The sequence below is a fragment of the Asticcacaulis sp. genome, from assembly GCF_051954415.1.
Taxonomy (GTDB): domain Bacteria; phylum Pseudomonadota; class Alphaproteobacteria; order Caulobacterales; family Caulobacteraceae; genus Asticcacaulis.
This window is the reverse complement of record NZ_JBQCHT010000015.1, coordinates 39,025-45,024: the sequence shown is the minus strand read 5'-3', so window position 1 is coordinate 45,024 and position 6,000 is coordinate 39,025. Positions and strand designations below refer to the sequence as shown.

Genomic DNA, 6,000 nt, shown 5'->3' with positions numbered 1-6,000 from the left:
GGTCGAACGCTTCTTCAATAAACTCAAGCAATTCAGAGGTATTGCCACTCGCTACGACAAAAACCCTCTGAATTTTCTGGCAGCCGTAAAGATCGTCGCCACCAGAATCTGGATCAAAGCGTTATGAGTCTACGGCCTAGGTTGGCGATGGAATCGAATGATGATGACCAAACCAGTGATGACCTATCTTAACTTCCATTCGACCTTGACGCTTGCAACCAAATAGCCTTCCCTGCGATTGTTAACCACTGGGAGGACTGGTCATGAAGTATCTGCTGACGTCTGCGGCCTGTGTGGCCTTGCTTACCGGGTGCGCCACCACGACAACGCCTTCCGCGCCTGCGGTGGTATTGGGGGGTAACACCGGCGCCTATACCGTGCCGGTCGAGCCTGCGCCGCTGACCCCCGCCATGCCGGCCAAGCCGACGCCGGAAGAGGCCACGGCCTTTATCACCGATGCTGAAGCGAAGCTGGCCGATCTCAACGAATATGATCAGCGCGCGCAATGGCTAGGCGCGACCTTTATCAATTTCGACAGCGAGTGGCTCCAGACCAAGGCCGATGCCGCCCTGAACGAGGCCACGGTCAAATACGCCATGGAATCGGCGCAGTATAATGATGTCGATGCCGATCCGGTGACGCGCCGCAAGCTGGATCTGTTGCGGATTTCGCAAACCCTGCCGGCGGCGGCCGAGCCCGGCGCCGCGGAGGAATTGTCGGCCGTAGCCGCCAAGCTGGGCGCCACCTATTCGACCGGCAAGTTCATCTGGAAGGGCAAGACCTATAATCTCGACGACGCCTCGGACGTAATGGCGAAATCGCGCGATCCGCTGACCACCCGCGCCATGTGGGAAGGCTGGATGAGCATAGCCGCGCCGATGAAGGACGATTATGCCAAGCTGACGGAACTTTCCAACAAGGGCGCGCAAGGGCTGGGCTTCAAGGATACCGGCGCCCTGTGGCGTTCCGGCTATGATATGGACCCGGACGCCTTCGCCGCCGAGACCGACAAGCTGTGGACCCAGGTCGCGCCCTTCTACAAGAACCTGCACTGCTATACGCGCCGCAAGCTGAATGAAAAATACGGCGATGCCGTCCAGCCGAAGACCGGCCCGATCCGCGCCGACCTGCTCGGCAATATGTGGGCGCAGGACTGGTCGAACATCTATGATGTGGTGGCGCCGAAAGGGATAAAATCCAGCTACAGCCTCGACAAGCTGCTGGTGAAGAAGAAGTACGACCCGTTGAAAATGGTCCATACGGGCGAGAACTTCTATACCTCGCTGGGCTTCAAGGGGCTGCCGTCGACCTTCTGGGAGCGGTCGCAATTTACCCGGCCGCGCGACCGCGAGGTGGTCTGCCATGCCTCGGCCTGGGATGTCGATAATAACGAAGACCTGCGCATCAAGATGTGTACCCAGGTCAATGGCGAGGACTTCTATACGGTCCACCACGAACTGGGGCATAACTTCTATCAGCGCGCCTATATGGACCAGCCCTTCCTGTTCAAGAACGGCGCCAATGACGGCTTCCACGAAGCGATCGGTGATTTCATCGGCCTGTCTTCGGTGACGCCGACCTATCTCAAGCAGATCGGCTTGCTGGATAAGGTGCCGGGTGAATCCGAGGATATCCCCTACCTGCTCAAGATGGCGCTGCAAAAGGTGGCCTTCCTGCCGTTCGGGCTGGAAATCGACCGCTGGCGCTGGGAAGTTTTCTCCGGTCAGATCACCGAGGCGCAGTATAATCAGCGCTGGTGGGAACTGGTGCGCAAATATCAGGGCATCCAGGCGCCGGGTCCGCGGCCGGAATCGGCCTTCGATCCGGGCGGCAAGTATCATGTGGCGGCCAGTGTGCCTTACACGCGCTATTTCCTGGCCGATATCCTGCAATTCCAGTTCCAACGCGCGGCGTGCGAACAGGCTGGCTGGAAGGGGCCGCTGCATCGCTGCTCGATCTATGGCGAACGCGCGGTGGGTGAGAAGCTGAACGCCATGCTGGAAATGGGGCAATCCAAGCCCTGGCCGGACGCCCTGGAAACCTTTACCGGCCAGCGGGAGATGGATGCCACGGCGATCATGGATTACTTCGCGCCGCTGAATGCCTGGCTGGAAGAGCAGAACAAGGACCAGCAATGCGGCTGGGATGGTGAGATATAGTTATGGGGTTTGGGGCCTGCGGCCCCAAGTCTTCTCTCTTTCCAAAGAAAAACCCGGTCCTAAAGACCGGGTTTTTCTTTGGAACAAGGTTAGGTTTGTGGGGGCGCGGACCCCACGCCCCGTAAGCTACGATCTCTGCCAGACTTGCGCGTTTTTAAAAGCTTGATGGAGAGGATGAGTTAGAAACGTGATCTGCGGGTCATCATAGCTTAGAACATTAACCAGATGATTTTCGGTTAGTATTTCAAAATGCTTTAATGGGCGTTCGCCAAAAATATCGTAGGGGCAACTGATTTTTTCTACTGCTTCCAACAAGTTTGATCGTTCATATTTTCGAATTTTCTTTCCAGTAAAAATCGCATCAGGTTCAATTAATCCATGTGACTCATTTATGATCGCATAGAAAACATAAGTCTCGAAAGAGACTTCAAAGTGCTGGCTTTTTTCTGTTACTTCTACTGCTCTGCAAGGTGCGTTTATGTTGGGATCGACAACGGTATCATCTGATAAGCACCCCGATGAAAGTGAAATACTTAATACATTGGAGTCAGGTTCGGATATCCCATTCAAAAAGAGGCTAAACGCTGTTTCCAAATTTTCGACAATCGGATCGCTCATGCCAGCTTGATCTCCCGCAGCCGCTGCATCAGGAAATCCTGCGCCGTGATCGGCTCCGCACCCAAATCCGGATGCTCGGCCGTGATGCAGTTCGGCAGGGTTTCGATCACATAGGGCGGCTCGAAATGCAGGAAGAAGGGCGTCGAATAACGCGCGAAATCCTTGCGCGCTTCGCCCGGATTGATCACCCGGTGCTGGGTGGACGGCAGAACGCCATTGGTCAGGCGCGACAGCATGTCGCCGATATTGCAGACAATGCAATCGGCCGGTGGGGTGATCGGCAGCCACTGGCCGTCACGATCAAGCAGTTGCAGGCCAGGCTCTTCGGCCCCCAGCAGCAGAGTAATGACATTGATGTCGCCATGCGCCCCGGCGCGGACAGACTCACCCGGCGTCGTCACCGGCGGATAGTGCAGCAGGCGCAGGACGCTGTTGCCCGCCTTCACCGGCGCCTCGAAGAAATCCGCGTCGAGCTTCAGATAGACGGCGATGGCACGCAGCACCTTCTTGCCCAGGGCGTCGAGCGCTTCATAGAGTGCATAGGTACTGGCGTGGAAGTCGGCGATCTCCTGCGGCCAGACATTCGGCGGCATATATTCCGTGTACGGATGACTGGCCGGAAGCTCGCGTCCGATATGCCAGAATTCCTTCAGGTCGTGGTGCGTCGCCCCTTTGGCGGTTTCGATGCCGAAGGGCGTATAGCCGCGCGCCCCGCCGATGCCGGTCTTGTATTTCCGCTTGGTTTCCTCCGGCAGGGCGAAAAAGGCTTTGGTGGCCGAAAGCGCACGTTCCAGCAGAGCCGGATCAAGCCCATGACCGCCCAGAACCGCAAAGCCATAGCGCTCGAAGGCCGCACCTAAACTTTCAGAAAACGCCGCGAAATCAGTCCCGTAAAGCGCCAGAGGCACGGGCGGTATGGCGGAAACGGGCGGCATAACGGAATCGGGCATGTCGGATACTTTGCGGGGAGGAAATCTAAGGCTCTTCTTAATCCGCAACTGCCTTTTCAGGCAATTCGTTTCTTGGCTTCCGTTTCGTTCCATTGGGATCAAAACAGAAGCCAAGAATTGATTGCGACGCGCATCTTTATCCAAAAAGTGCGTGACACTTTTTGGGATGCGCTCAAAATCCCACAACCGAGAATAAGCGCGTCGGCAGGGGTGATTTTTGCCACAAACTCGGTTATGACCCTTGAAGTTGCCGCGACTCGCAAGAGACCGTGGTGTTTTGTTTCGGCTATAAGGCAAAGTTCAGTGTTTTCGGGTACGGGCGCGGGGCGCCACATGCGGAAATGGGTGATGGGCACGGCGGCGCTGCTGGCGGCTGTCACGACACTTCTGTGTGTCCTGCCGCACCTGGCCGCCGCCCAGGACTCATCCTCCGCCAACCAGTCCCTGTCTGATCTGGTCGACAGCGATCTCCAGCCGGTCAATTCCACCAAGGCGCTGAAAACGTCCGAACAGTCGGTGGTGCGCGTACTGGTCGTCTATCGCGGCTATGGCGGCGTGCCGCTCGATACGGTCGGCATGGGCTCCGGATTCGTGGTCGCACCCGGTTATATCGTCACCAATTACCATGTGGTCGAGGTGCCGCCTGAGGCGTCGAGCGCCGATATCTATATCGTGCCGCATAAGGACTCCGGCGCTACCTACCAGCCGGTGCAACTGGTAAAGAAGTGGGTGGAAGGCGACCTGGCCCTGCTGGCGGCGCCCGGCCTTAAGGTGCCGCCGCTCAAGCTCTATCTGACGCCTTATAAAAACGAACGCGTCGTCACCATGGGCTACCCGGACGTGACGGATCACCTGTTGAACCGCTCCGGCACCGCCCTGCTGGAGCCGGCCGATGCCTATGTGACGCAAGGCTCCATCGCGCTGTTTGCCTCCACCAATCCGGATGGCAGCCGCGTCGAGACCCTGTTCCACACCGCGCCGATCAATCACGGTAATTCCGGCGGGCCGCTGCTCAATGAATGCGGCCAGGTGGTGGGCGTCAATACCTGGACGGCGCCCTCTTCCGTTTCGACCGCGGGCAATCTCGATGTCTCTGCCGGCCAGTATGTCGCCACGCATGTCTCAGCGCTGAATAGCTTCCTGAGCTCGGCCAGCGTCACTCCCACCGTAGTGACCACGCCCTGTTATGCCAAGAGCGAGGACGAGATCGTCAAGGACGACGCCCTGTCGCGTGTGCTTGCCGCCGCCGCCGAAGCCCAGGTTCAGCGCCTGGCCGAGCAGAAGAAGGCCGAGGCCGACCGCGCCGCTATGGAAATCTGGCAACTGGGCGCCATGATCGTGCTGTCCGTGCTGGTCCTGATCCTGATTGGCCTGATTATCCGCCGCGAAATCCGTCACCGTACCGAGATTCACAATAAGGAGCCTTTGGCGCCGACCGCTTTTGACGAACCCGCCAAGCCGGAAAAGGTAAAGCCGCCGAAGCCGGAAAAGGCAAAGGCGGAATGGGTGCCGCATGACCGCGTCAAGCTGCCCGGCATCAAGCATCCGATCCCCTGGGGCTGGATCGCGCTGGCCCTGATCATCATCGTGGCCGTGGTTGGCTTCCTGATCAAGGAACGCGAGATCGACAGCCGCCTGAGCAAGCCGAAGGTGGCCGCGCCCGTGGCGACCGCCGCCATCCAGCATATGTCGTGCGATGTCGACAAATCGATGTCCGCCAACCCGTTGCCGGATGCCGGCCATATCGAATTCGATTTCGACCTGGTTCATGCCTGCGTCAATGGCCGCACGCCCTATGAACGCCAGGCCGACGGCAACCTGCTGCGTTTCACCACGGGGGATGCCAATCCGGTGGCGGCGCGCATGGAACTGACGGCCGACGGCACCCTGTTCACGCGCTATGATTACCGCATCGATCCTGCGCAGTATAAGACCTTCGTGGCCCAAAAGGCCGCGCTCGGTTCGCTGCGCTGTTCGGCCAATGCCGATGCCGGGGCCTTGGCGGCACTGGGTGAAAACCTGGCCCGCATCCGGACTCTGTCCCAGTCCTACCTGACCATGGCGCCGGAAACCAAGACAGTCTGGCGCTGCAAGGCGGTTTAGGTTAATGGCGTCACACAGCCGCCTTCATCCTGTGTTCAGATGGCGATCAGTAAAGCTTAATCCGCGATCTTTTAAAGACTTGAGTGCTTTACAGGTTTCTAATGAGATCGCGCGGTGTTTCATTCAACCTCCTTATCCCGGCTATGTCATGGATAGGAGGCTGCCCTGAT

At 58.2% G+C, this 6,000-nt stretch carries 4 protein-coding genes and 1 pseudogene; 3 read left to right on the top strand and 2 right to left on the bottom strand.

Annotated features, from left to right (window positions below):
- Window positions 1–127 (top strand): annotated as a pseudogene (locus ACTHND_RS05275) (IS5/IS1182 family transposase); the annotation flags it as partial.
- 136 nt (window positions 128–263) lie between these two features.
- A complete protein-coding gene (locus tag ACTHND_RS05270; RefSeq protein WP_440176473.1) occupies window positions 264–2,159 on the top strand; it encodes a M2 family metallopeptidase in 1,896 nt (631 codons plus the stop codon).
- Window positions 2,160–2,285: 126 nt separating this feature from the next.
- Here ACTHND_RS05270 and ACTHND_RS05265 read toward each other — a convergent pair whose 3' ends face one another.
- Together ACTHND_RS05265 and ACTHND_RS05260 are read right to left on the bottom strand one after the other, a co-directional pair.
- A complete protein-coding gene (locus tag ACTHND_RS05265) occupies window positions 2,286–2,777 on the bottom strand; it encodes a hypothetical protein (RefSeq protein ID WP_440176471.1) in 492 nt (163 codons plus the stop codon).
- A complete protein-coding gene (locus tag ACTHND_RS05260) occupies window positions 2,774–3,727 on the bottom strand; it encodes an isopenicillin N synthase family dioxygenase (protein ID WP_440176469.1) in 954 nt (317 codons plus the stop codon). The genes ACTHND_RS05265 and ACTHND_RS05260 overlap by 4 nt, the downstream gene beginning before the upstream one ends.
- A 333-nt stretch (window positions 3,728–4,060) precedes the next feature.
- Here ACTHND_RS05260 and ACTHND_RS05255 point away from each other — a divergent pair, with 333 nt between their 5' ends.
- Window positions 4,061–5,830 carry a S1C family serine protease gene (locus tag ACTHND_RS05255; protein WP_440176467.1) on the top strand — a complete coding sequence of 590 codons (1,770 nt, stop codon included), beginning with the start codon at window positions 4,061–4,063 and terminating at the stop codon, window positions 5,828–5,830.
- Window positions 5,831–6,000 lie beyond the last annotated feature (170 nt).